This window comes from Bradyrhizobium sp. Pha-3 (genome assembly GCF_042258325.1).
Taxonomy (GTDB): domain Bacteria; phylum Pseudomonadota; class Alphaproteobacteria; order Rhizobiales; family Xanthobacteraceae; genus Bradyrhizobium; species Bradyrhizobium elkanii.
The window spans coordinates 1,129,960-1,154,114 of record NZ_CP170151.1; the positions used below are offsets into that span (position 1 = coordinate 1,129,960).

General features: G+C 65.7%; 23 protein-coding genes. 10 read left to right on the plus strand and 13 right to left on the minus strand.

Annotation, left to right across the window (positions count from 1 at the left end):
* Positions 1-6 precede the first annotated feature (6 nt).
* Entirely contained in the window at positions 7-1,188 is a 1,182-nt protein-coding gene (locus ACE10X_RS05375) for a CynX/NimT family MFS transporter (protein WP_304557466.1), read from the plus strand.
* 84 nt (positions 1,189-1,272) lie between these two features.
* On the opposite strand, the gene ACE10X_RS05380 is transcribed toward ACE10X_RS05375, so the two are convergent.
* Together ACE10X_RS05380 and ACE10X_RS05385 are read right to left on the minus strand one after the other, a co-directional pair.
* Positions 1,273-2,676: an oligosaccharide flippase family protein gene (locus ACE10X_RS05380; protein ID WP_375764069.1), complete on the minus strand. Its 1,404-nt coding sequence runs from the start codon at positions 2,674-2,676 to the stop codon at positions 1,273-1,275.
* A 248-nt stretch (positions 2,677-2,924) separates the two neighbouring features.
* The gene (locus tag ACE10X_RS05385; protein WP_038386145.1) at positions 2,925-3,764 is read right to left on the minus strand and encodes a protein-disulfide reductase DsbD domain-containing protein; all 840 of its coding nucleotides are present in this window, start codon (positions 3,762-3,764) and stop codon (positions 2,925-2,927) included.
* 136 nt (positions 3,765-3,900) lie between these two features.
* Here ACE10X_RS05385 and ACE10X_RS05390 point away from each other — a divergent pair, with 136 nt between their 5' ends.
* Positions 3,901-4,557 (plus strand): YqgE/AlgH family protein, encoded by a 657-nt coding sequence (locus tag ACE10X_RS05390; RefSeq protein ID WP_028342624.1) that lies wholly within the window; start codon positions 3,901-3,903, stop codon positions 4,555-4,557.
* 580 nt (positions 4,558-5,137) lie between these two features.
* On the opposite strand, the gene ACE10X_RS05395 is transcribed toward ACE10X_RS05390, so the two are convergent.
* Positions 5,138-6,025: a TauD/TfdA family dioxygenase gene (locus tag ACE10X_RS05395; RefSeq protein WP_038386146.1), complete on the minus strand. Its 888-nt coding sequence runs from the start codon at positions 6,023-6,025 to the stop codon at positions 5,138-5,140.
* 101 nt (positions 6,026-6,126) lie between these two features.
* Positions 6,127-6,906 carry an SDR family NAD(P)-dependent oxidoreductase gene (locus ACE10X_RS05400; protein ID WP_038386147.1) on the minus strand — a complete coding sequence of 260 codons (780 nt, stop codon included), beginning with the start codon at positions 6,904-6,906 and terminating at the stop codon, positions 6,127-6,129.
* Positions 6,907-7,087: 181 nt separating this feature from the next.
* Here ACE10X_RS05400 and ACE10X_RS05405 point away from each other — a divergent pair, with 181 nt between their 5' ends.
* A complete protein-coding gene (locus ACE10X_RS05405; RefSeq protein WP_038386156.1) occupies positions 7,088-7,822 on the plus strand; it encodes an SDR family NAD(P)-dependent oxidoreductase in 735 nt (244 codons plus the stop codon).
* Positions 7,823-7,991: 169 nt separating this feature from the next.
* Positions 7,992-8,369: a CsbD family protein gene (locus tag ACE10X_RS05410; protein WP_028334740.1), complete on the plus strand. Its 378-nt coding sequence runs from the start codon at positions 7,992-7,994 to the stop codon at positions 8,367-8,369.
* 242 nt (positions 8,370-8,611) lie between these two features.
* On the opposite strand, the gene ACE10X_RS05415 is transcribed toward ACE10X_RS05410, so the two are convergent.
* Entirely contained in the window at positions 8,612-10,309 is a 1,698-nt protein-coding gene (locus ACE10X_RS05415; protein WP_375764070.1) for an SGNH family hydrolase, read from the minus strand.
* 324 nt (positions 10,310-10,633) lie between these two features.
* Entirely contained in the window at positions 10,634-12,013 is a 1,380-nt protein-coding gene (locus ACE10X_RS05420; RefSeq protein WP_051003095.1) for a lytic murein transglycosylase, read from the minus strand.
* 223 nt (positions 12,014-12,236) lie between these two features.
* Between ACE10X_RS05420 and galU the strand changes: the two genes are divergently transcribed.
* Positions 12,237-13,112 carry a UTP--glucose-1-phosphate uridylyltransferase GalU gene (gene galU, locus ACE10X_RS05425; protein ID WP_016845617.1) on the plus strand — a complete coding sequence of 292 codons (876 nt, stop codon included), beginning with the start codon at positions 12,237-12,239 and terminating at the stop codon, positions 13,110-13,112.
* Positions 13,113-13,373: 261 nt separating this feature from the next.
* Here galU and ACE10X_RS05430 read toward each other — a convergent pair whose 3' ends face one another.
* A complete protein-coding gene (locus ACE10X_RS05430) occupies positions 13,374-14,330 on the minus strand; it encodes a hydrogen peroxide-inducible genes activator (RefSeq protein ID WP_028342619.1) in 957 nt (318 codons plus the stop codon).
* 118 nt (positions 14,331-14,448) lie between these two features.
* On the opposite strand from ACE10X_RS05430, the gene katG reads away from it, so the two are divergent.
* Positions 14,449-16,614: a catalase/peroxidase HPI gene (gene katG, locus ACE10X_RS05435; RefSeq protein WP_038386149.1), complete on the plus strand. Its 2,166-nt coding sequence runs from the start codon at positions 14,449-14,451 to the stop codon at positions 16,612-16,614.
* A 100-nt stretch (positions 16,615-16,714) separates the two neighbouring features.
* Here katG and ACE10X_RS05440 read toward each other — a convergent pair whose 3' ends face one another.
* The 3 genes from ACE10X_RS05440 to ACE10X_RS05450 all read right to left on the minus strand — a co-directional run bounded on the left by ACE10X_RS05440 (position 16,715) and on the right by ACE10X_RS05450 (position 18,495).
* Positions 16,715-16,915, minus strand: a complete 201-nt coding sequence (locus ACE10X_RS05440; RefSeq protein ID WP_038386150.1) for a hypothetical protein — start codon at positions 16,913-16,915, stop codon at positions 16,715-16,717.
* Positions 16,916-17,034: 119 nt separating this feature from the next.
* On the minus strand, positions 17,035-18,045 hold the full coding sequence (locus tag ACE10X_RS05445) for an aldo/keto reductase (RefSeq protein ID WP_038386151.1): 1,011 nt from the start codon (positions 18,043-18,045) through the stop codon (positions 17,035-17,037).
* Positions 18,046-18,069: 24 nt separating this feature from the next.
* Positions 18,070-18,495 carry a PaaI family thioesterase gene (locus ACE10X_RS05450; RefSeq protein WP_028334748.1) on the minus strand — a complete coding sequence of 142 codons (426 nt, stop codon included), beginning with the start codon at positions 18,493-18,495 and terminating at the stop codon, positions 18,070-18,072.
* A 92-nt stretch (positions 18,496-18,587) separates the two neighbouring features.
* Here ACE10X_RS05450 and ACE10X_RS05455 point away from each other — a divergent pair, with 92 nt between their 5' ends.
* A complete protein-coding gene (locus ACE10X_RS05455; protein ID WP_038386152.1) occupies positions 18,588-19,217 on the plus strand; it encodes a CoA pyrophosphatase in 630 nt (209 codons plus the stop codon).
* An 11-nt stretch (positions 19,218-19,228) separates the two neighbouring features.
* Here the strand turns inward: ACE10X_RS05455 and ACE10X_RS05460 are convergent, their stop codons facing one another.
* Positions 19,229-19,507 (minus strand): hypothetical protein, encoded by a 279-nt coding sequence (locus tag ACE10X_RS05460; RefSeq protein WP_016845606.1) that lies wholly within the window; start codon positions 19,505-19,507, stop codon positions 19,229-19,231.
* A 75-nt stretch (positions 19,508-19,582) separates the two neighbouring features.
* Here ACE10X_RS05460 and ACE10X_RS05465 point away from each other — a divergent pair, with 75 nt between their 5' ends.
* Positions 19,583-20,779, plus strand: coding sequence for a hypothetical protein (locus ACE10X_RS05465; RefSeq protein WP_051003096.1), 1,197 nt, complete (start codon positions 19,583-19,585; stop codon positions 20,777-20,779).
* Positions 20,780-20,795: 16 nt separating this feature from the next.
* Here the strand turns inward: ACE10X_RS05465 and ACE10X_RS05470 are convergent, their stop codons facing one another.
* Entirely contained in the window at positions 20,796-21,095 is a 300-nt protein-coding gene (locus ACE10X_RS05470; RefSeq protein WP_038386153.1) for a hypothetical protein, read from the minus strand.
* Positions 21,096-21,300: 205 nt separating this feature from the next.
* On the opposite strand from ACE10X_RS05470, the gene ACE10X_RS05475 reads away from it, so the two are divergent.
* The gene (locus ACE10X_RS05475; RefSeq protein ID WP_028342613.1) at positions 21,301-21,780 is read left to right on the plus strand and encodes a hypothetical protein; all 480 of its coding nucleotides are present in this window, start codon (positions 21,301-21,303) and stop codon (positions 21,778-21,780) included.
* 19 nt (positions 21,781-21,799) lie between these two features.
* Positions 21,800-22,696 (plus strand): HpcH/HpaI aldolase/citrate lyase family protein, encoded by an 897-nt coding sequence (locus tag ACE10X_RS05480; protein WP_375764071.1) that lies wholly within the window; start codon positions 21,800-21,802, stop codon positions 22,694-22,696.
* A 20-nt stretch (positions 22,697-22,716) separates the two neighbouring features.
* Here the strand turns inward: ACE10X_RS05480 and ACE10X_RS05485 are convergent, their stop codons facing one another.
* Positions 22,717-23,931: an EAL domain-containing protein gene (locus tag ACE10X_RS05485; protein ID WP_038386155.1), complete on the minus strand. Its 1,215-nt coding sequence runs from the start codon at positions 23,929-23,931 to the stop codon at positions 22,717-22,719.
* Positions 23,932-24,155 lie beyond the last annotated feature (224 nt).

Sequence of the window (24,155 nt, forward strand, 5' to 3'; positions counted from 1 at the left end):
AACCAGATGCGCAGCCGCTGGACCATGCTTGCGGTCCTGTTCGTCGCCCGTGCCGCCATCGCCTTTCAGTTTCAGAGCGTCGCGGCCATCGCGCCACAGCTCAGCCAGAGTCTGGGCGCGAGCCTGGCCGATCTCGGCGTTCTGATCGGGCTCTATTTTGCGCCGGGCGCCCTGCTTGCCTTGCCTGGCGGCGCGATCGGCCGCCGCTATGGCGACAAGGTGGTGGTCGTTGCCGGTCTCCTGATGATGCTGGCAGGCGAACTGCTGATGACCGCGTCAACGTCGTGGAGCGTGCAGATCGCGGGGCGACTGACTGCCGGCATCGGCGGCGTCCTCCTGAACGTTCTGATGACCAAGATGGTCGCGGACTGGTTTGCCGGCCGGGAAATCGCCACCGCGATGGCCATTTTCATCAACTCATGGCCGGCCGGCATCGCAGTCGCTCTGATGCTGTTGCCGGCAATCGGAGCCACGCTCGGGCTCCATGCCGTCAATCTTGCCGTCGCCGGGATGATCCTGATCGGTCTTGGCTTCATCGCTCTGATTTATCGCGCGCCGGAAGCGGCCGTCGCGGTTGAAGGCGAGCCTAGCGGCCTGACCGCCGACACGATCTGCGCCGTGATTGCCGCCGGGCTGATCTGGTGTCTCTACAACATCGGTTTTGCGATGATCTTCAGTTTCGGTCCGTCGATGCTGGTCGAGCACGGCTGGTCCGGAGCTGCAGCCGGATCAACCATCAGTATCGTGCTCTGGCTCGCCGCCCTTTCGGTGCCGTTGGGCGGCTTCCTCGCCGATCGGACCAGGCGCGGCGAGGTCATCCTGGTCACGGGCTGCATCGCCTTCGCGCTCCTGACGCTGCTCCTGTCGCGCAGCGGCACGGTGCTTCCCGTCGTCATTGCTCTTGGAATCCTCTGCGGCCTGCCGGCCGGTCCGATCATGAGCCTGCCTGCGCGTGTGCTCGAGCAGAAGACGCGGCCGATCGGAATGGGAATATTCTACACCGTGTTCTACGCCGGCATGCTGGCCGGACCTGCGATCGGAGGAAAGCTTTCCACCGCGGTCGGCTCCGCGAGCGCGGCGCTCGACTTCGGCGCCGCCGTGCTCCTGGCTTGCCCGGCCGTGCTGTGGTTCTTCCGCCGTATGGTTGCCGGCCACGATTGGCAGCAGGCGGACGTCAGGCGCGCCTGACAGGCGCAAGGCTGAACGCGGTCAGGCAGGTTTTCCAGTCCAGCGGCGGTCATGCCATCGCATTGGGCCGCGTCCGGTGGAATGCTATGACGCCGGCCGCCGCTTGCCGAACGCCAGCACGTGCAGCCCGAGGCGCGAGCGCACCACATAGAACAAGAGGATCGTCTCGAAGGTCAGCGACAGCGAGGTCGAGGCCGCGGCGCCCATGCCGCCGTAGCGGGGGACGAGGGCGATGCAGAGCCCGACATTCATCAGGAACGACACCGCATAGGCGGTGGCGCAGATGCTCTGGTGGCCGAGCATGTTCAACAGGCGCTCGACCGGGCCGATCGCCGAGCGGACCACGAGCCCGATCGCGGCGACGAACATGATGCTGTAGCCGTCGACGAATTTCGGGCCGAACAGCCACAGCAGCGGCTTGCCGAACGCCAGCAGGGCGACGGTCGCGAGCAGCGAGGGCCAGAACGTCCAGCTGATGGCGTGCGCGACATAGGCCGACAGCCGGTCCTTGTCGCCGAGCGCGTTGTATTCGGCGAAGCGGTGCGCTGTGGTCGCCGCCATCGCGTAGTGCACGAACGACACCAGCGCCAGCGTCTTCACCACGGCGAAATAGATGCCGACCTCCTCGGACGAGCGGAATTGCTGCAGCATCAGCACGTCGGTGTAGCCGAGCAGGAGATAGAAGCTCTCGACCAGCATGATCGTCAGCGAGATCGCGAACCAGCCTTTGACGTCGTAGCTCTTCTCGCCGACCCCGAGATGGGCGGTGAGGCGGCGGTTGAGCACGACCATCTGGCCGATCGCTGCGATGTACACCGCGGCCGCGCTCGCGATCATCGCCGCGGTGGCGCCGAGATTGAGGCCGAGCGCCAGCGCACCGGCGGTCAGCGCGATGATCAGCCCCTGCCGCACGATGAACTGCGGCATCAGGCCGAGCTGCATCCAGTCATGCGCGCGGGAGATGCCGTCCTGGGTGTTGGCGACGACGAAGGGCGGCAAGGTCAGGCAGCCGATATAGAGCGGCACGATTGCGTTGGGATCGATCCAGGGCGAGGCGAGGTGGATCGCGCCGGCGAGCAGCAGCGCGACCATGCTGGACGTCGCCAGCACCACCCAGCGGCCGCCGGAGAGGAAGCCGCGCAGCGCCGCGAGGTCGCCGCGCGCGCGGTATTCCGGAATAATCTTCTGCGCGGAGGGCGCGATGCCGAAATCCATCGTGCTGCCGAGCAGCAGCACCCAGGTCCAGACATAAACATAGATGCCGTAGTCCGAGCCGCTCATCCAGCGCGCCAGCAGGATCTGCGCGAGATAGGCGATGGCGGCGCTGATGACGCGGATGGCGAAGATCATGCCGGCGAGGCGCTTGGTGACCGACGCCTCCTTAGTGCCGCCGAGAGCGCGCGCGGCGAGCCCACGCAGGCGTGCGGCCCGGCCCAATGGCGCGGAGGTTGCGGCAGGGGGGGCGGATTGTGTCTCCATCACAGCCAAGGCGGAAAAATTCCTAAAGCGCCGCGAGGCGGCAATGGCCTCCGATCTATCAACGAAACGTTAAGATTGGGTTGGGTGACGGATGTTCCCATCTTGCGTCATCCCGGCGAAAGCCGGGATCCATAACCACAGGGAACAGTTGGTGCGCACAGCCTGATCTCCAGCGCGCCTCAAACTGCCGCCGCGGAGTATGGGTCCCGGCCTGCGCCGGGACGACGACGGGATAGGCTGAAGCGCCGCCCGACGGCTCAATTCAAATTGATATTGAATTCGTAGCTTTTGTCGCCGCCGACCAGCGTCAGCTTCAGCGCGGCGCCGTCGGCCTTGGCGCCGGGCGGCAGGCCGTCGAGCTCGAAAGAGAAGCGCTTCACGCCCGGCGGCGCGTGCGCGACGAGCTTGGGCACCGGCAGCGCCCAGTCGGGCGTCGGCCCCTCGACGAACAAGCTGAGGTCTTTGCTCTCGGGCGCGCTGACATCGACCAGCACGTTGTTCTTGCCGTCGCGCTTGACGTCCCGGATCGAAAACGGGATGGCGTCGCCGATATTGGCGTGCTTCGGCACCGCGTTGAGCGCTTCCGACAGCGCGGCGTCCTCGGTCGATGCGACGCTCGCGAACGCCAGCTCGGCCTTCGCCTCCACCGGCACGCACAGCTTCTCGCACACCGCGTAGTTGATGTCGGCGCGCAGCACCAGCGGCTTGTCGGGATTCTTTGCCACGATGCGCAGCGGCAATACCACCTGGTGCTTGTAGCCGAGCGAGGTGCCGCCGGCGCCGTCGTCGAATTGCCGCGGCGCCGGCCACATTACGGTGACCGCCTCGACGTTATCCGACCTGGAGAAATCGAACCGCGGCGGCACGCCGGAATCGCCGGGCGTCCGCCAATAGGTCTTCCAGCCGTCCTGCAACTGGAACGCAATGCCGCCAAGCAGCACCGCGCCGCTGCGCGATCCGGCGAGCAGCCGCACCGCCGAATGCGTGTCCTCTTGCCACGGCGAGGCGTCGTCGGCGCGCACCTCCGTTGCCATACATGCGACGGAAAACAGGGCGGCAACGCCAAATGCGGCACGCAAGGGAACTATGACGATCATGAGACGTCTTTACCTGCAACTTTCGGTGCAAACCATTGAATTGCTTGTGATGCATCGCCGCACGGCGGTCGATGGTTGATTGACAGAACCGCCACCCGATATCAGGATGCCAAATCAGCAGGAAAGGCCTTTGCGGATGCGCCCTGAAGGCAAAACAGGCAAGACTCGCAAGACCGCCGGCAGAAGCCCGGCCGTCGGCGCCCATGCCGCCGAAGGCGGCTATCTCGACGGCCAGATGCTGATCGCAATGCCTGTCATGAACGACCCGCGCTTCGAACGCTCCGTGATCTACATGTGCGCGCATTCCTCCGAGGGCGCGATGGGCATCATCGTCAACCGTCCGGCCGGCAGTATCGATTTCCCCGGGCTGCTGGTGCAGCTCGACATCATCGAGAAGTCGGACCAGATCCAGCTGCCCGAGAATGCCGAGATGATGAAGGTGATGAAGGGCGGGCCGGTCGACACCGGCCGCGGCTTCGTGCTGCATTCCAGCGACTTCTACATTCAGGATGCGACGCTGAACATCGACGACGGCATCTCGCTCACCGCGACCGTCGATATTCTCAAGGCGATCGCCAAGGGCGCCGGCCCCAAGCACGCGATCCTCGCGCTCGGCTATGCGGGCTGGGCGCCGGGCCAACTCGAGAACGAGATCCAGCACAATGGCTGGCTGCATTGCGACGCCGATCCGGAGCTGATCTTCGGTACCGACGTCGACGAGAAGTACGCGCGCGCCTTGCGCAAGATCGGCATCGAGGCCGGCATGCTGTCGAACGACGCGGGCCACGCGTAGCGCCCCGCTGACGTCGTCGACCATCCGTCCACATTCACGGTGTCGTGCCTGCGAAAGCAGGGACCCATAACCGCCGCGTGCGGTTGTGATGCCGCGCTGGGGCCACAGCGTCGCGCAGCAACGGCGCCCTGTGGTTATGGGTCCCGGGTCGCGCGGAGCCTGTCATCGGGCGGCGCTTCGCGCCGACCCGTTGGCTTGCCCGGGACGACAGCGGTGGTTTGGGTTACTCCGCCGCCTCCTGCGCCTCCTCCAGGTGTCGTCCCTGCGAAAGCAGGGACCCATAACCACCGCATGCGGTTGTGATGCCGCGCTGGGGCCACAGCGTCGTGCAACAACGGCACCCGGTGGTTAGGGGTCCCGGGTCGCGCTTCGCTTGCCCGGGACGACAGCGGAGGTTTGGGTTACTCCGCCGCCTCCACCTCCTCCAGGAGGTGTCGTCCCTGCGAAAGCAGGGACCCATAACCACCGCATGCGGTTGTGATGCCGCGCTGGGGCCACAGCGTCGTGCAATAACGGCGCCCTGTGGTTATGGGTCCCGGGTCGCGCTTACGCTTGCCCGGGACGACAGCGGTGAGTTGGGTTACTCCGCCGCTTCCTGCGCGACCGTCGGCTGGGTGCCGGCGACGGTGGCGCGGCGCATGTCGCGGGGCTGCGACTGGTCGTAGCGGCGGACGCGGTGCACGGTCTGGCGGTTGTCCCACATCACGAGGTCATGCACCGTCCATTTGTGCACATAGACGAACTCGGGCTGCGTCGCGTGCTCGGTGAGGTCGCGCAGCAGCAGCCGCGCCTCCGGCATGCTCATGCCCCTGATGGCGCCGGCGTGCGACGACAGATAAAGCGACTTGCGGCCGTGCACCGGATGCGTCCGCACCAGGCGCTGCAGCACCGGCTTGAACATCGCCTTCTCCTCGTCGGTGTAGTCGAGGAAGCCGAGCGAGCCGCGCGAATACATCAGCGAGTGCTCGCAGATCATGTCCTCGAGCTCGGCCTTGGTCTCGTCGTCGAGCGCGTCATAGGCGGCGCGCATGTCGGCGAATTCGGTGTTGCCGCCCTTCGGGTTGACCACGCGCGCCGACAGCAGCGAGAATTTCGCCGGGATCGGCCGGAACGAGCTGTCGGAGTGCCACAGGCAGTTGCCGAGGTTGAACAGGTGGGTGCGGTGGTCCTTCGGCAGCGGCTTGCCGTCCTTGCCGAGATTGGAGACGTCGTTGAGCCCCGCGGAGAGACGATAGTCCTCCTTCTTCGCCACGGTGCCGCCGCGCGCATCTTCGCGCTCGCCGAAGTTCAGCGCGAACGCCATCTGCTGGTCGTCGGTGATGTCCTGGCCGTGGAACACGAGCACGGCGTATTTGTCCATGCCGGCTTCGATGTCGATCGCTTCCTGCTTCGTCAGCGGCTTGCGCAGATCGACGCCGGAGACCTCGCCGACGAAGTGCTTGTGAAGCTGCCGGATCAGGACCGTCATTGGCGTATCTCCCCGTCTGTCGCGGGCGGTTTTCCCGCTTCGTTTGACAGGAAGGCTACTCGCCGCGCGCGCGCTGTCAACGCTTCGCGGCCGCGCGCGGATCAGGCATTCCGCGCCATCAACCCGCCGTCGACCGGAATCACGGCGCCGGTCAGGAACGATGCCGCGGGCAGGCACAGGCTCAGCGTCATGTGCGCGACCTCTTCCGGATCGCCGTAACGGGCGAGCGCGGTGCGGCGCTTGGCGTAGAGCGTCTTGTGCTCCTCGGAGATGCGGTCGGTGATCGCGGTGCGGATCGGGCCCGGGCAGATGCAGTTCACGGTGATGCCTTCGCGTCCCAGTTCCACCGCGAGCGAGCGCGTCAGGCTGGTGACGCCGCCTTTCGCCGCGGAGTAGGGGCTGTGCAGCGCGGTCGCGCCGAGCGCCTCGGTCGAAGCGATGTTGACGATGCGCGGCGAGCGCGACTTGCGCAGGTATGGCAGTGCCGCGCGGATGATGCGCGGATGCGCCGTCAGCATCACCGCGATGCCCTTGGCCCAGGCGTCCTCGTAAGCGGGATCGTCGATCGGCACCCGCACCGAGATGCCGGCATTGTTGACGATGATGTCGAGCCCGCCGAAATGCGCGGCGACGTCGTTGACGACTTTGGTGATGGCGTCGCGGTCGCCGACGTCGAGCGTCCAGGCCTTCGCCGAGCCGCCGCTTGCCGAAATCTCCTTCGCCACCGCCTGCGTGCCTTCTTCGGTCAGGTCGGTGACCGCGACATTGGCACCTTCTTCGGCAAACACCCGCGCGGTGGCGCGGCCCATGCCGCTGGCGGCGCCGGTGACGAGAACGGTGAGGCCCTTCACCGAACGGCTGAGCTGCTTGTATTCGGACATGACGGACCCCCCGTTGATTTTTTGCGTTGTAAGAGACGGCAACGCTGGCACCGATCGCAAGATACGTCAAACCACCGACCCGATATCGGCATGCGCGCAGCGCGTTAACGCAAGTTTCCCGGTTGGCTTTCCGAAAATGATCATGCTCAATCAAGACAACAGCACGAGAGAGGAACGCGCGATGAACGAGCTCGATTTCGGCGGCAAGCAAATATTAGTGGTCGGCGGCTCCAGCGGCATCGGCAACGGCATCGCGCAGGCGTTCCGCGCCAAGGGCGCGCGCGTCGCGATCTGCGGCACCCGCGCGCAGGCGAGCGATTATTCCACCGAGGAAGGCTCGCATCTCGAGGGCCTCGCCTACGCGCAGCTCGATGTCAGCAACCCGCAGGCGATCGAGGCCTTCAGGCCGTCGTTCGACCGGCTCGACGTGCTGGTGTTGGCGCAGGGCGCGGTGATTTACCGCCGCGGGGAATTCGAAATGGAGGGTTTTCGCAAGGTGCTCGAGGTCAACCTGATGAGCCTGATGGCCTGCGCGACCAAATTCCAGGCGATGCTGAGCGCAGCCAAGGGCTCGCTGATCATCGTGAGCTCGACCGCGGCCTATCATTCCACCATGGGCAATCCGGCCTACAACGCCTCGAAGACCGGCGCCGTCGGGCTGACGCGCACGCTCGGCGAGGCCTGGGCCGAGAACGGCATCCGCGTCAACGGCATCGCGCCCGGCCTCGTCAACACCAAGATGACCAAGGCGACGACGGCAAATCCGAAGCGTCTCGAAGGCGCGCTCGAGCGCATTCCGCTGAAGCGTCTCGGCACACCCGCCGACATGGCCGGCGCCGCGCTGTTCCTGGCCTCGCCGCTTGCCTCCTACATCGTCGGCCAGACCATCGTGGTCGACGGCGGGCTGATCCTCTAGAGCATGATCCGGAAAAGTGTGGAGCGGTTTTCCCTCGCGACAAACGCGGAGCGTTTGCGCGGAGATCATGCTCGAATAGGGAGGCCAAAGCGCGAGTATTGCGCTTTGGCGCACAGGAACCTGCGCGCCGTTTCCCGGTTAGCTCCCGGACAGATCAGGGAGCGTGACGATGGACAAGGATCGGATTTTCGGAACAGCGAAGGAGTTCGCGGGCAAGGCCGAGGGCGCGGTCGGCGATGCGACCGGCGATGCGCAGACCCAGGCCTCGGGCCGCGTGCGCGAAGCCGCAGGCTCGGTGCAGGATCTCTACGGCCAGGCCAAGGACGCCGCGCGCGACGCCGCCGACACCGCGGTCAACTACGCCAAGGACGCCTATGAGCATCGCGGCGAGACGGTTCGCAGCGGACAAAAGGCGATGGCACATGCGGTGCAGGAGAACCCGCTGGGATCGCTGCTGATCGCCGGCGGCATCGGCTTTGCGCTCGCGCTCCTGATGACGCGCCAGCCGCGCCGTCCGCCGCCGTCGCGCTGGCGCTATTACGGCTGAGCCATACGATGAAATCGCAGGGCGGGTTGGCAACAGCGTAACCCGCCATCTCGCCGCGCAAGACATCGGCGGGTTACGGCTTCGCCTGACCCGCTCTCAAATTTCCAGTCATCGGTCAGCTAGAGCTTTTCCCGTTCCGATGGAATCGGAACGGGGCTCTAGATTCTTGTTTTGACGCGTTTTCTTCACGCGAACCGGTATCCACTTCGCTCGAAAACGCTCTAGTCGCGCGTGTGCGCGGCTTACTGCCACGGATTCCCCGGCCCTGCGGCCCGCTGTCCGACACCGCGCGGCGGGCGCGGTGGTGGAGCGACCAGCGGGCGCTGCTGCGGCGCACCGAACCCGAACAGATCGCGCAGCCAGGGCTGTGTCTGCGGCTGCTGTTGCGGCTGGGCCTGGGTCTGGGCCGGACGGAACACGCGCCTGGGCGGCTTCGGCGCGGTGATGATCGAGCCGTCGGGCGCGATCGCCGTGGTCGAGGGTGGCGGATTTGCCGGCCCGCCTGCCGGCGCGGTGGCGGCAACCGGCACATCGCCCTTGGCCTGCTCGCGGCCCATCTCGCGGCGCGGCCAGACGAAATCATCGGCGCGGCCGGCGGGCGGCGCCAGCGCCTCACCCTTCACCAGCGTGCGCGCGGCGAGCGCATCGACGGCGGCGGGCCGCGAGCCCGGTCCGCCGAGCAATTGATCGGTGCCGACCGTGGAGGCGACCAGCGGCAGCACCGGGCCTGCCAGCGGCCGCGGCGCGGGCTTGCCGGGCTCGGCGCTGGTATCCGGCGTCGCCGGTTCGCTCGGCAGCGCGATCGGCCCGGAGCGCACCGCGAGCAGGCGCGTCACCTCGCGCTCGACATAATGCGCGAGCTTGCGCGCGCCGGCCTTGGTGAAGAACACGCCGTCATCGGTACGCAGCTTGCGGGGCTGGCCTTCGAAGTCCGGGCCCTTCTGCATGAAGCGGCCGGCCTCGTCGACAAAGCCGTCCCAGACGTCGACATAGGTGATGCCGGCCTTGCCGGCGCCGTCGCGATAGAGCGCGTCGAGGAACAGCATATCCGACGTGCCCTTCTGGCCGCGGATCGCGGGCAGGCCGACCCACAGTACCGGCACGCCCTTGCTCTTCAGCACGTTGATCAGTTCCTCGATCTTCTTGCCGTAGAGCTCGACCCAGCGGTCGTCGCGGAATTCATAGAGGCCGTTGGGCGAGCGCGCGGTCTTTTCCGGTGCGGCCTGCTGATCGTTGTCGGCGTCGTCGGCCGGCGGCTCGGCCTCGACCGGCTTGCCGTCCGTCTTGGCGGCGGCATCGGGCTTGTCGCCCGGCTTGGCCTCGGGCTTGCCGCGCGCGTCCTTCTTCTCGTCCTTCTTGTCGACCTTCTTCTCCACGACGGATTCGCGGATCGCGGTGCGATCGTTGAGGCCGAGCATCACGACGATGGCGTCGGGGTTCTCGGTGGCGAGAATGCCCTTCGCGGCCGCGGCCCAATCCGCCGGGTCGCCCTTGGGCTGATAGCGGATCAGGCCGGAGACCGTCTTGTGCTTGCGGATCACGCCCATGTCGGGCTGGTCGGAATAGGCATCCTCCAGGCCGTAGCCGAGCCAGTCGGCCATGGCGTCGCCGATGACGAGCACGTTGCGCTCGGCGGCGGCCTCGCGCTTGGCCGGTGCCGGAGCACGCGAGAAATCCTCGCGCGGCCGCTGCGGCTGCGATGATTGGGGCTGCTGCTGCTGGAACGGCGCGAAGAAATCGCCGCCGAACCAGCCGCCACCGCCATGCTGCGGTGGAGCGCGGCGCTGTGGTTGCGGCGGTCCGCCGCCGAAGCCGGGGAAGCCGAAGAATTGCGCCGAGGCGGGCTGGGCAATACCGATCAACAGCGCAAGCGCCACCGTCAGCGCGACCAGCGGGCCGGCTTCGGTGAATATGCGCAAAAAGGACTTTGGCTCTCGCATCGCGTTCGGTCGCAAATGATCTGGAAGTACGTGAGCATACTAGCGGAATCGGGCCGCAAGCGGGCCGCTTTTCCACCATAAATCGGGTGCCTCCGGCCGTCGTCAAGGCAGCCGGCAAATATCGGATTTCACGGTTACTTTTGGAGGGGAGGACCGAGCGGTCGCAGCGACGGAACTGCGCCCCCTCTCCCGCTCGCGGAGGGGGAGGGAGCGCCGTAGCCCGGATGGAGCGAAGCGTAATCCGGGACCAGACCAGCCGCACGGAGAACCCCGGATTTCGCTGCGCTGCATCCGGGCTACGGGAGGCAGCCCTGCGGCTCGGCCCTACCGCCCCCGCAGCCGCTCCAGCACCTCGGCGGTGGCAAAGCCGTCGGCCGGCGCCCCGATCGACACCTGGAAGCCGCGCAGCGCCTCACGGGTCTGGCCGCCGAACTGGCCGTCGGGCGTGCCCTTGTAGAAGCCGCGCTGGGCGAGCAGCTGCTGCAGTTCCAGCCGCTCGGCGCGCGACAGCACCCGTTCCTGGCGCGGCCAGGGCTGCGCGAAGGGCTGGTCGCCGCGCAGGCGGTCGGCGAAATGGCCGATGGCGAGCGCATAGGCCTCGGCCGGGTTGTACTTCATGATCACCCGAAAGTTCTGCAGCATCAGGAAGCCCGGCCCCTCGGCGCCGGCCGGCGCCAGCAGATAGGCCTTGTCGGACGGCCGCGGGAACGGCTGGCCGCCTGGCCGCTTGAGGCCGAGATGCTCCCATTGCGACAGCGACATCGCCTTGGCGCGGTCGGCCAGCATGTAGTTGAGGCCTTGCGGCAGCACGACCTCATAGCCCCAGCTCGCGCCGGTCTGCCAGCCGTCCTTCTTCAGATTGTTGGCGGTCGAGGCGATCAGGTCGCTCGGATTGTCGACGACGTCGCGGCGGCCGTCGCCATCGCCGTCGACGGCATATCGCTTGAACGCGGTCGGCATGAACTGGGTCGGGCCGAACGCGCCGGCCCAGGAGCCGCGCATCTGCTCGGGCCTGAGATCGCCGCGGTTGAGGATTTCCAGCGCCGACAGGAACTCGTCCTTGAAGTAGGCCTGACGGCGGCCGATGCAGGCGAGCGTCGCGGTCGACTGCACCACGTTGCGATCGCCCATCTGGGTCGAGTAGTTCGACTCGATGCCCCAGATCGCCGCGATGATGTAGCGATCGACGCCATAGGCCTTCTCGGTGGCATCGAACTGCGGCTTGTATTTCGCAAGGACCTCGCGGCCCTTGGCGAGCCGCGTGTCGCTGACGAGGATGTCGAGATAATCCCAGATCGCCTTGGTGAACTCCGGCTGCGAATCCATCAGGTCCATGATGCGCAGATCGGGCGTGAGGCCGGCGGTGAAGCGCTCGAAATTCTCTTGGCTGATGTTGCGTCGTGCGGCATCTGGCCACATCGCTGCGACGCAGTTCGGGAAGTCCGACGCGGCCTGGCGGATCGCCGCAGCCGTCATCAGCGGATGGCCGGAGGCGCCGTCTTCACCGCTCCACGGCGGCGCTGCGCCATCCTGTCCGGTGGCGGCCTGCGGCGGCGTCGCATTCGGTCCGGAAAAGATGCTGTCGATCAGGTTGGTCAGGCCGTTGCCCGCCGACTGGGCTTGCGTGCTGCCGGGCAGCAGCAGGGCCAGCGCGATCAGGCTCGCGCCGAAAAGCTTGGTCCTTGATGTTCCCATCGCGCGCATTTGTCGTGTGCCTGTCAAAATCGTGCTGTTCCAGAAGGCCCCGGCACGGTTTCCAATAACTTAACAGGGGCGAGATTTTGTTGCGGCCCGCATTGGCTGACGGGAACGGCGGAATTAAGCCGCACCACACATCCGCCTTTGTTGGCGGCTGCAAAACGGGGTACCAAAGGCATGATTCATTTCGTGCCGCCGTCCCACCCATTTCAAGGCTTCCGATAATCCCATGAAGATCCGCAAAGCCGTATTCCCCGTCGCCGGTCTCGGTACCCGTGTGCTGCCCGCCACCAAGGCGATGCCGAAGGAGATGCTGACGATCGTCGACAAGCCGCTGATCCAGTACGTGGTCGACGAGGCACGGGAAGCCGGCATCGAGCATTTCGTGTTCGTCACCGGCCGCAACAAGGGTGTCATCGAGGATCACTTCGACCGCATGTTCGAGCTCGACACCACGCTGGCGCAGCGCGGCAAGAAGACCGAGCAGGATATCCTGGCGCAGAACCAGCCTGAGGCCGGCGCGATGAGCTTCACCCGGCAGCAGGCGCCGCTCGGGCTCGGCCACGCGGTGTGGTGCGCGCGCGATATCGTCGGCAACGAGCCGTTCGCGGTGGTGCTGCCGGACGAGCTGGTGCTGAACACGCCGGGCTGCCTCAAGCAGATGATCGACGCCGCGAGCAGGCTTGGCGACAAGTCGAACCTGATCGCGGTCGAGGCGGTGCCCGACGAACTCACCCATCAATACGGCATCTGCAGCGTCGGCAAACGCACCGGCAACATCTTCGAGGTCGACCGCATGGTCGAGAAGCCGCCGCAGGGCACCGCGCCGTCCAACCTGTCGATCACCGGCCGCTACATCCTGCAGCCGGAGATCTTCAACATCCTGGCCACGCAGGAGCGCGGCGCCGGCGGCGAGATCCAGCTCACCGATGCGATGATCGGTCTTGCGAAGACGCAGAAGTTCTACGGCGTGGAGTTCGAGGGTGAGCGTCACGATTGCGGCTCCAAGCCCGGCTTCCTCCGCGCCAACATCGCCTTCGGCCTCAAGCGCCCCGAACTGCGCGATGGCCTGATCGCCGAGATGAAGAAGTACCTGGAGAAGTAGGGGCGCTGCCTCATCTCGTCATTCGCCGCGAGAATGCGGACGTATGATTCACAGACACCGCAACATATTCGATGTCGTCCCTGCGAAAGCACGGACCCATACTCCGCAGCAGGCGTGGTAAATGGAACTCGTCGTTCCAGCGTTGCTCAACAATGAGCATTCGTGGTTATGGGTCCCTGCTTTCGCAGGGACGACAGCTGTAAGCGTGGCGCGCTTGGTGCGGTAAACACGGACGGCATCGTCTCCACTGCACAGCCGAGATCACGCCACCTTCCTTCGCCCCGCACGTTTCGCCGGCTCCTTGGCGCCGTCCTGCTTCGGCGCGCGCAGGGCGCGGGCGGCGAGGCTGACGACCTCGGAGATCTGCTGGAGCTGCGCGGCGAGCGGAGAGGTCTTGCGCCAGACCATGCCGATGGTGCGCGACGGCTGCGGGTGCTTGAAGCGCGAAACCGTGACCGGCGCGGAGCGCGTCTCCACCGTCACCGCCATCTCGGGGATCAGGGTGACGCCGATGCCGGCGCCGACCATCTGCACCAGCGTCGACAGCGAGCTCGCGTCCAGCACCTCGCGCGGCGGCGAGGACTGCATGTTGCAGAACGACAGCGCCTGGTCGCGGAAGCAGTGGCCCTCCTCGAGCAGCAAGAGCCGCATCTCGCGCAGCATCTCCGCGCTCGGCACCGGCGTCTTGGCGTCCTCGCCCGGCCGCACCAGCAGGAAGTTTTCCGAGAACAGCGCGACCTCGGTCAGCGACGGTTCCGATACCGGCAGCGCCACGATCGCGGTGTCGAGCCGGCCTTCGGCGACCTCCTTGATCAGCTTCGGCGTCAGCGTCTCGCGGACATGGATGTCGAGCTCGGGATGCAGCCGCGCCAGGTTCTCGATCACCTTCGGCAGCAGATATGGTGCAATCGTCGGGATCATGCCGACCCGCAGCCGCCCGGCAAGCTTGTCGCGCGAGGCGCGCGCGAAGTCGCCGAGCTCGTCGACCGAGCGCAGGATGTCGCGCACGCGGCGCAGCAGGTCCTCGCCGAATGTCGTCAGCGTCACCTGCCGCGCATTGCGTTCGATCAGCACGCCGCCGACCGCCTGTTCCATCTCGCGGATCTGCATCGACAGCGCCGGCTGCGACACCGCGCAGGCATCCGCGGCACGCCCGAAATGGCGGTGGTGGGCCAGAGCATCAAAATACCTGAGTTGCCGGAGTGTGACATTTATCATCAGATAATCTTATCGACGCGATCACTAAAGTCAATTTCCTCTGATGGATTGGGTTGCGTAGAATCGTTCTTGGAAGAGCTCCAGCGCATTCCAGAATCCATCACCTCGGAGAAGAAACATGGACGCAAAAACCGACGAAGGCGCGGGCAAATGCCCATTCACAGGCGGGCCTCGCGGGCACTCGAATCGTGACTGGTGGCCGGAGACGCTCGACGTTCAGGTGCTGCATCGCAACTCCAGCCTGTCCGATCCGATGGGCGAGGGCTTCGACTACGCCAAGGAATTCAAGAGTCTCGATCTCAACGCCGTGATCAAGGATCTCACGGCCCTGATGACGACGTCGCAGGAATGGTGGCCGGCCGACTTCGGCCATTACGGCGGCCTGATGATCCGCATGGCCTGGCACTCGGCGGGCACCTACCGCACCACCGACGGCCGCGGCGGCGCCGGCGCCGGCCAGCAGCGTTTCGCCCCGCTGAACAGCTGGCCCGACAACGCCAACCTCGACAAGGCGCGCCGGCTGCTGTGGCCGATCAAGCAGAAGTACGGCCGCAAGATCTCGTGGGCCGATCTGATGGTCCTCGCCGGCAACGTCGCGCTGGAATCCATGGGCTTCAAGACGTTCGGTTTTGCGGGTGGCCGCGCCGACGTGTGGGAGCCGGAAGAGCTGTACTGGGGTCCGGAAGGCACCTGGCTCGGCGACGAGCGCTACAGCGGCGAGCGCCAGCTCTCCGAGCCGCTCGGCGCGGTGCAGATGGGCCTGATCTACGTCAACCCGGAAGGCCCGAACGGCAATCCGGACCCGGTCGCTGCCGCGAAGGACATTCGCGAAACGTTCTTCCGCATGGCGATGAACGACGAGGAGACCGTTGCGCTGATCGCCGGCGGCCACACCTTCGGCAAGACCCACGGCGCAGGTGATCCGTCGCTGATCGGGCCGGAGCCGGAAGGCGGCGCGCTCGAGGATCAGGGCCTCGGCTGGAAGAGCAAGCACGGTACCGGCGTCGGCGCCGACGCGATCACCGGCGGCCCCGAGGTCACCTGGACCCAGACGCCCACGAAGTGGAGCAACCACTTCTTCGATAACCTGTTCAAGTACGAATGGGAGCTCACGAAGAGCCCCGCAGGTGCGAAGCAGTGGAAGGCGAAGGGCGCGGCGGCCGACATTCCGGACGCGTACGACCCGTCGAAGAAGCATGTCCCGACCATGCTGACCACCGACCTCTCGCTGCGCTTCGACCCGGCCTATGAGAAGATCTCGCGCAGGTTCTACGAGCATCCCGATCAGTTCGCGGACGCTTTCGCTCGCGCCTGGTTCAAGCTCACGCACCGCGACATGGGTCCGATCCAGCGTTACCTCGGCCCGCTGGTGCCGAAGGAGACGCTGATCTGGCAGGATCCGGTGCCGACGCTCGATCACGCCGTGATCGACGACAATGATATCGAGGCGCTCAAGGCGAAGATCCTCGCCTCGGGTCTGTCGGTGTCCGAACTGGTGTCGACCGCCTGGGCGTCGGCCTCCACGTTCCGCGGCTCCGACAAGCGCGGCGGTGCCAATGGTGCACGCATCCGCCTTGCGCCGCAGAAGGACTGGGACGTCAACGAGCCGGCCCAGCTCAAGACTGTGCTGTCCAAGCTCGAGGCCATCCAGAAGGAGTTCGGCAAGAAGGTCTCGCTCGCCGATCTGATCGTGCTCGGCGGCGCGGCTGCGATCGAGAAGGCGGCGAAGGACGGCGGCACCAATGTGAAGGTCCCCTTCACGCCGGGCCGCACCGATGCGACGCAGGACCAGACCGACGTCGAGTCCTTTGCTCCGCTCGAGCCGCGGGCTGACGGCTTCCGCAACTATATCGGCGGCAAGCATCAGTTCCTGCAGCCGGAAGAGGCCTTGGTCGACCGTGCGCAGCTCCTGCGGCTGACCGGACCGGAATTGACGGTCCTCGTCGGCGGCCTGCGCGTGCTCGGCGCCAATGCCAAGAAGTCGAAGCACGGCGTCTTCACCAGCAAGCCGGGGACGCTCACCAACGACTTCTTCCTCAACCTGCTCGACATGGGCACGGTGTGGAGCGATGCCGGCCAGGGCGTCTATGAGGGCCGCGACCGCAAGACCAAGGCCGTGAAGTGGACCGGCACCCGCGTCGACCTGATCTTCGGCTCGCACTCGCAGCTGCGGGCGTTCGCCGAGGTCTACGGCCAGTCCGACTCCAAGGAGCAGTTCGTGAAGGACTTCGTCGCGGCCTGGGCCAAGGTGATGAACGCCGACCGCTTCGACCTCGCGAAGTAAGCGGCGAGCAAACGGCAATCAGGGCAGGGCGGCGCTTCGGCGCCGCCCTGTTTCATTTGGGGGACGACGAGGAAGGATTTTCGCGGTTTGCCGATTCCGTTCAATCATGCAGCTTCATGTCGCGGATCATCTCCTCGAACTCCGCTTGCGTCGGGGTCGCCAGTGAGGCTTGCGGGGCGCTGCTTGTCGCGGTGGACACGTCGCATTGCCAGACGCCGCGCCGCGGCTCGAAGATTGCAGTCAGGCTCGCCCAGCAGACGAGGAGGGCCACGATCCAGTCCAGTACATTGGATGCCGTCATTGCAGCACCAGCATCAGCATTTCCATGTCCTGATGCTGCAGCCGAGTCGGGCTTCGCGCAATTCGGAAGCTACGAAACGTAACTTCGGCGCTGCCGAGACGAGCGCCGAAGCCTGGGCGCTATCCGGTCCGCGCGCGGCGCCCCTCGATCGGATAGGCGGGGTCGTTGAAGCCCGGCGTCGAGGGATGGCCGGTGACGACGAGGCGGTCGATCAGCGCTTCGTCCTCGGCGGTGAAGCGATAATCGAGCGCGCGGATGTAGTCGTCCCATTGCGCTTCGGTGCGCGGCCCCGCGATGACGGCGCTGACGAACGACGAGTTCAGCACCCAGGCCACCGCGAACTGCCCGGCGGTGATGCCGCGGCTCTCGGCGTGGCGCTTGATCTCCTGTGCGAGCTCGAGCGATTCCGGCCGCCACTCGGTCTGCATCATGCGCTTGTCGTTGCGCCCCGCACGCGTGTCCGCGGCCGGCGCCGCGTCGGGGGCGTATTTGCCGGTGAGCACGCCGCGCGCCAGCGGGCTATAGGGCACGATGCCGAGCCCGTAATAGGCGCAGGCCGGAAAATGCTCGACTTCGGGCATGCGGTTCATCGCATTGTAATAGGGCTGGCTCGCGACCGGACGATCGATGCCGAGCCGGTCGCAGATGTTGCAGATCTCGGCGACGCGCCAGGCGCGGTAGTTGGAGACGCCGAAATAGCGCACCTTGCCGGCGCGGATCAGGTCGCCCATCGCGCGCACGGTCTCGTCGAGCGGCGTCGTGTGATCTTCCTTGTGCAGATAATAGACGTCGATGTAGTCGGTGCCGAGCCGCCTCAGGCTCTCATCGGCGGCCTGGAACACCCAGCGCCGCGACAGCCCGCCGTGGTTGGGATCGTCGCCGATCGGATTGGCGAGCTTGGTCGCAAGCACCCAGTTCGACCGGCTGTTCGAGATCGCGCGTCCGACGACCTCCTCGGACTTGCCGCCATTATAGGCGTCGGCGCTGTCGATGAAGTTGATACCGGCCTCGCGCGCCTTCGCCACGATCCGCGCCGAGGTCGCCTCGTCGGTCGGTCCGCCGAACATCATGGTGCCGAGGCAGATCGGCGAGACCTTCAGGCCGTTACGGCCAAGCTGGCGATATTGCATCGATCGTTCCTCCGGAATGACGCGTCAGCTGTCGTTCTTCAGGATCTTGAACACGCCGTTGGCCATCGCGATACAGCGCTTGTCGACGGTCACCTCGGCCGTGATGAAGATCAGGCTGCGGGTCGAGCGTACCACGCGCGGCCGCGTCGTCAGGATCTCGCCGATCTTGCCGGCCTCGACGAAATGGGTGTCGAGCTGCACGGTCGCAAGTGTCGGCTTGCCCGAGACGAAGCGTGCGGCCATGCCGCAGGCGCGGTCGGCGAAGGTCATGATCACGCCGCCCTGCACGAGGCCGCGGCGATTGTGGTGCTTGTCCTCGGTGATCAGCGCGAGTTCAAGCGCGCCGTCCTTCAACCGTTCCCACAACGGGCCGATCAGCGTCAGGAATCCCGTGGTTTCGGCGATCTTCCAGCCGTCGGATTTGAGCTTGTCCGCGGCCTTGGCCGTCATGAGGTGGGGTCCGTTGCTTGCTGATGATTGATCGCAGGAGGCATGTGGTAGCAGTCATTTCATCAAACGCTGTTGTGTTGTAGTCAAGGTCAATGGCCCGCACATTTGACGATGCCACCCGGCGGAATATCGCAGAGCTCTGTGCCGCGTTCGCGCGCCTGGCGCCGGCGGACGCCGCGCCGACGCTGAAGCGCGCGGCGGTCGCGATCGCGCTGACCGAAGGCGACGACGGCAACGGCACGGCCTTCCTGCTGACCCGCCGCAGCGCGCGCCTGCGCGCCCACAGCGCGCAATGGGCGCTGCCGGGCGGGCGCTGCGATGCCGGCGAGACGCAGGCCGAGGCCGCGCTGCGCGAACTGCATGAGGAGCTCGGGCTCGCACTGTCGGAGCGCGACGTGCTCGGCATGCTCGACGATTATCCGACGCGGTCCGGCTATCTGATCACGCCGGTCGTGGTCTGGGCCGGCGCGCATGCGGCGATCACGCCGAACCCGGATGAGGTCGCCTCCGTCCATCGCATCGGCCTTGATACGATCGAGCTCGAGGACGCGTTCAGCTTCGCCACGATCCCGGAGAGCTCGCGGCGCGTGATCCGCTTCCGCCTCGGTGGCCAGCAGATCCATGCGCCGACTGCTGCGCTGATCTATCAATTTCGCGAGGTGCTGGCCGGCCGCAGCACCCGCGTCGCCGAACTGGAGCAGCCGGTGTTCGCATGGAAGTAGCGACGATGACGCTATTTGTGACGCCGCTTGCGGGCGTTCATCTTCATTGATTTCCCCTGCGCACCAGGCGAATGCGCCGCGGCCTCCGGTTCCGGAGGCGCCCGCGACACATTCTCGTAACAGGTGAAGCGTGAACGCGTATCCGGGAACGACCCGCAGTCCGGACGCTCGGCGCGCGCCGGTGCGGCGAGCGTCAACGCGCAGGCGGCAACCAGCCAGACGGTCATCCTCATGGCAGTCTCTCCACTGCTTCGTTCCGAAAACACCGCATTGTGGCGAATATTCTGCACTGATCGCGGCATCCGGCCGCTGCGATCCGGACAATTCCGGGCTGACTTCGCAGCCGTGCTTGCTACAACGAGGCCATGCGCCCGCAATTGATTCGCCTGTGCCCGGGATTTGTCGCGCTCGCGCTCGCCGCCAGTGCGCCGTCCGTCTATGCTGGCGAGGCCGGCGCGTTGCCGCCTTCCGTCGCCAATGCGATGGCGCAGGCATCGCCGCAGGCGATCATGGAATATCGCCGCAAGCTGCAGGAATATCAGGAGGCGCGCGCCGCCTTCGAGCAGGACGCGAGCGCCTACTGGAACGCGGTCGCCGAGAAGAGGCGCGGCCGCAACGCCAAGCGCCGCGACCGCGTGCAGATCTCGCTGGACGATTACGTGCTGCAGCAGCCGCCGGTCTATGAGGGTCCGAAGCGGCCGGTCAATCCGGCTCCGGAAGAGGAGGAAGGCAAGCCGCCGCGTCCGCCCAAGACGCTTCCGGTGGCCTCCGATCTGGTCAGGGCGGCGGCCGAGCAATTCCAATTCACGCCGCAGCGGCCGGCCAGCGAGGTCGAGTTCAAGCGCGCCTATGCCCGCTACGCGCGCGCGGCGGGGCTGACGCCGGAGCAGGCGGTGCGGGTCTATTCGTTCGAGACCGGCGGCACCGGCACCTATGATGTACAGGCGGGTATCGAGCATGGCGGCAAGCGCGCCATCTCCACCGCGATGGGCTACAACCAGCTGCTCACCACCAACACCGTCGAGCTATTGGCCGAGCAGGGCCATGAATTCGTGCGGGATCTGACCGAGCGGGTTGCGAGGACGCAGGGGCCCGCGCGCAAGGCGATGGAGCACAAGCTTGCGGTGCTGAAGAAGATGGTCGCGTTCACGCGCACCGTGCCTGACGATTGGTCGGCGCATCAGCGCCTCGCCGACACGCCGCAAGGCTGGGCGTGCCATGCCATGGTGCTCGACATTGATGTCGGTCCGATGCTGCAGACCCACAAGCTGCTGACCTCGGTGATCTTCGCCCGCAACAAGGGCTACGGCCGGCCGCTGACCGCGGCCGAGCTCGAGATGATGAACCTGACCGGCGACGGCACCGGGCTCGACATGGTGACCATGCCGCAGGCGATGCGCGAGCAGGTGCCGACCTCGAACTTCTTCCAGCGCTCAGGCTACGAGCGCAACCCGGTCGCCATCCGCCACAACACGGTGGCCAGGCTGCTTGCCGTCACCAATGAGCGGATGGATTTCAACAGCAACAAGCCCGGCGCGAAGGAATTGGCCGCAGCGTTCTGATGCCTGCCGAAACCCGTTAGTTCGAGCCGAACTTGAACTTGCCGTCGCCCTCGAGATAGGGCCCGGAGCGCATGTAGAGCTGGCCGTTCTGGCCGATGAAGAACAGCGTCCCCTTCGGCACCTTCTTGGCGCCCTTCAGCAGCGTGCCGGCGTTGTTGGTGCCCATCTTGTAGGACCAGGTCTTGCCGTCCTTGTCATAGGCGTAGCCCATGTCGGGCTTCAGCTCCCAGGGCGCAGCCTCCTGCGCGAATGCGCAGGTCGTCATCGCGGCAAACGCTGCAGTCGCAATAAAAGTCTTGGTCAAAAAATGCGTCATGATCCACCTCCGGCCGAGAAAACGGCGTCGTCCCCACGTTTCTGAACAAATCACGAACGATATTCGCGCGTCAATACGACAATCGGCGCGACCGCTCGCGCGGATCGGCGACTTTGTGAATTCCCGCATCAAGCTTGGCGACTATTTTCGCGTTACCGTTTACAAACGCTTTGATTGCCGGAAACACGACCTTGGGATGATCAGGATGAACCACGTCATGAAGATCGGTATCGGTGTCGCTCTGTCGTTCATGACGCTGGCGTCAGTCGCGCAAGCGGACGAGTTCAAGCTCTCCAACAACCAGCGGATCTCCTGCAGCCGCGGCCTGTCCGCCGGCAAGCTCAACACCGCGACCTGCAAGTCCTACGCCTATTTGTTCAACGCCAAGACCTCGGAATACTTCCGCTGCCAGGTCTCGCTGGCGCTGACGCGGGACAACAAGGAGGTCATCAATGTGCAGGCTGACGGCGGCTGCACCAAGAAGCCGCGCATCTTCGAGACCGACGGCAATTACACGTTCGACGCCACCGAGACCGAGCCGCCGAACACCAACTCGTTCTTCGGTCCGGGCGGCTATGCGATCTGGGCGAGCGACGTCAACACCCAGAAGATCCGCGGCTGCATCACCATCTCGTCCGGCCTCGGCTCCGACATCTCGAAATGCCTCGACATGACGTTCCAGTGACGGCGGCGCGGGTCGCGTGATGCGCAAGCTGCGTCCGGCCCCGCTGTGCCGCTCCTGGCTGTTTCTCGAGGGCGCCAACGAGGACGTGCTGCAGCACGCGGCCACCAGCGGCGCCGACGTGCTGATCCACGAGCTCGAGGATTTTACCCCGCCGCCGCTGCGCCCGAAGGCGCGGGCCCTGGCCGCCGAGCTCTACGCGGCATGGCGTGACCGAAGCATGGTGGTCGCGGTCCGCGTCAATCCGCTGGACCAGGACGGCATGGATGATCTCGCCGCCGTGATGCGCGGACGTCCCGATATCGTCGCGCTGCCGAAAGTCGCCGAGCCGCACCATGTCGTGAGGCTTGACGAGGCGGTGACGCGGTTCGAGCGCGACTACGGTATCGCCGAGGGATCGACGTCGCTGCTGCCGAATATCGAGTTCGCGCGCGGTCTGGTGCAGACCGGTGCGATCGCCATGGCGAGCCGGCGCATCATCGGTTGCTTGATGGCCTCCGAAGACCTCGCCGCCGATCTTGGTGCCGAGCGCGGCAGCGATGGCCTGGAGCTGGCTTACGCGCGGCAGCGCTTCATCGTCGAATGTCGCGCCGCCGGCGTCGTCGCGGTCGATTGTCCCTACACCTGGAGCGACGCTGAAGGCGTCGAGCGCGACACGATCTGGGCGCGACGGCTGGGCTACACCGCAAAGAGCCTGGTCGATCCCGCGCATGCCTCGATCGTCAACGGCGTCCTGACGCCGGGCGAGGAGGAGATGCGCCGGGCGCGCAGGATCGTCGCGGCGTTCGAAGCGGCGCGGACGCAGGGCTTTGGGCGCGTCGAGCTTGACGGCTCGTTGCTGGAGGTCCCGACCTATTCCAACGCAAAGCGCCTGATCGCGCGCGGCGAAGCGCTGCGCGCGATCGATCGCGACGCATGAGCCGGACCAGAGGCGATGCCTCAGGAGGCCGACTCTTTCTCCGAGAAGTGCATACGTGAGCGGGCGAACTTCTTGACGCCCATCGGCTTGCCGAACAGGTAGCCCTGGACCTGATCGAAATCCATTTCGTGCGCGGCGAGAAAGTCCGCGCGCGTCTCGACCCCCTGGGCCACGACCTGCGCGCCATTGTCGTGGGCCAGCTCCACGACACGCCGGCATACCGTCTGCTTCAGGCGCTGATCCGCGCAGCCGGTGACGAATTGATGGTCGACCTTGAGCTGGACGAACGGAAAGTTCGGCAGTCCCAGCAAAGACGGCCAGTTCGCGCCGACATTGTCGATCGAGATGCCGATATTGTGCAGCCGAACGCGCCGGGCGACATCGATCGCGAGATCCAGATTATCGACCACCTCGGTGCTGTCGATCTCGATCAAGAGGCCCGCGAAGGCCGCATGATCCGGCATTCGGTAGCAGAGCTCGCGCACGGCATGATCGTCGGCGAGGAAGGAGATCGGCAGGTTGATCGAGAGATTGACCGGCCCGGTCTGCTCGAGGAGATAGCGCCAGTCCTCGATTGCGCGCTCGATCACGAACTCGGACAGCGCATGAAAATGCGGATCGCTTTCGTCCGGGATGAAGTAGGCCGGCGGCACGACGCCCCAGGCCGGATGGCGCATCCGGATCAGCGCCTCGGCGCCGCTCGGCACCAGCGTCCGGAGATGAATTTTCTGCTGATACCACAGCTCGAGCCAGCCGGCCTTCAGCGCTTCGGGCACGTCCACCGCCGGGCTCGGGGCGGGTTCGAGCGGCATCAATGACGCAAGACTGTCGCGAAGGGTTCCGGCGCTGAACGGCGTCGACAGCGCCGGCAGCATGGCGATGCCGTACTCATCGCCGATTTGCCGGACCGCCTTGACGATGATCGAGTCCGGCTGCCCGATGACGAGGACCTTGCCGCCATAGTCCTTTCTCACCAAAGTCTCGAGAATTTTACTGACTTCGATGCCGTCCACGGACACGCCGAGCACCAAAAGATCGGGCCGTTCCGCGTCCAGAACAGTGTCGAGTTCCAAAGCCTGGCTGCATTCACTGGTGATGAAGCCGAGGTCATCCAGCGCCTCGGCGAGGAAGGTCCGAAGGTGTTTTTTGCTGTCCGCAATGCATGCGCGTGGGGTCAGCTTGCGATGTCCGAACCAGCCGGCTCGCGTGCGTTCGATGTGACTGATGTGATTCATGCCCCGCCTTATCCGTAATTACCCCGGCTTGACTCGTACATCCTAGAGCGGCGGCAATCATGGAAATTTCTGGTTCATACATTGATTGCCTCGCTAACCTTAAAGGATTCAATTCGATTCAAATCACGCTGGAATCGCGACGTCTCACCGCTGTTACACGTGCAACAAATGCGTCATCTGACATTCATAAGCGCGATCGCGTCCGACTTTGCACATCGGCAGAA